Below are 1225 nucleotides of genomic sequence, written 5' to 3'. Positions count from 1 at the left end.
CCTCCGAGGAGGCGGCCCCGACCCGCATGCCCTGGACCGGGGCGACGCGTCCGGCGCGCCGGGCGGGCGCCCAGGCGGAGAACACGGTGACGACGAAGCCCAGCACCAGCGGGGTGATGACGGACATCGGGGTGAGTGCCAGGGCCCCGGAGGGGATCCCCAGGTCGAAGGCGTCGAGTACGGCGAAGATGACCCGGGCCAGTCCGAAGCCGGCCAGGACGCCGATCGCGGAGCCGACCAAACCGGTCAGCGCGGCCTCGGCCAGTACGGACCGGGTGAGCTGCCCGCGGGTCGCGCCGATCGCCCGCAACAGGGCCAGCTCGCGCAACCGCTGCGCCACCAGCATGGAGAAGGTGTTGTAGATGATGAACGTGCCCACGAGCAGCGCGATCAGGCCGAAGGCCACGAAGAAGTAGTTGACGAAGTCCAGGATGGTCGACAGCTGCTCGGAGAGCCTCTCCTTGACCTCCTCGCCCGTGCTCACCTCGTACTCGGGGAACTCGGCGGCGAGCGTGTCGCGCATCTCCTCCTGGCTCACGCCGGGGACCGCGCGGACGGCGACGTTGGTGGCGTTCTCCCCGTCGGTGAACAGGGCGCGGGCCTGTGCGGAGGTGAAGCCGACCCCGACGTAGCCGCCGACGTCGGTCTCCGAGGAGTACGAGCCCACGACCGTCACCTCAAGCATCCCCTGCGAGGTGGTGTACACCCGCGCGGAGTCACCGATCGCGAGTCCCGCGTTCTCCAGCACGGACTCGGGGAGCACGACCTCGCCGTCCGCGGCCGGAGCGCGGCCGTCCGCGATCCAGCTACTGCTGCCGACGGCCTGGTCGGGTTCGACCCACTCCAGCCCCTCCGACGGGGCACCACCCGACTGGTAGGGCGTGCCGTCGGAGTTGAACATCACCACGGTGCCGGTCACCCCGGGGGTGACCGCCTCGACGCCCGGCAGTCCGAGCGCGCGGTCGGCGACCTCGAACGGCACGCCGGCGCCCCGGGGGTCCTCGGGTTCGATCATCGCGGACAGGTCCTGCGTGCCCTGGTCGAGCAGGCCGTCGAACGTGCTCTTGAGGGTCGAGGTGAACACGAGCGAACCGGTGACGAACGCGGTGCCCAGCACCACGGCCAGCACGGACAGGACCAGGCGCAGTTTGTGCGCGGCGATGTTGCGGAGAGAGACCCGGAGCATGGGCCGGGAATGGCTGGGGGCGCGACCGGGCGCGCTGCC

General features: G+C 71.3%; 1 protein-coding gene. It reads right to left on the bottom strand.

Features of this window, described 5'->3' with window-relative positions; translation table 11 throughout:
• A partial coding sequence (locus G6021_RS13830) for an FtsX-like permease family protein (protein ID WP_182641537.1) occupies positions 1-1186 on the bottom strand: 1186 nt, incomplete at its 3' end.
• Between the last annotated feature and the right edge of the window lie 39 nt (positions 1187-1225).

Source organism: Dietzia sp. CW19 (assembly GCF_014145265.1).
Taxonomy (GTDB): domain Bacteria; phylum Actinomycetota; class Actinomycetes; order Mycobacteriales; family Mycobacteriaceae; genus Dietzia; species Dietzia natronolimnaea.
Note: the sequence above shows the minus strand (reverse complement) of the source record. Positions and strands in the feature narration are given on the sequence as shown.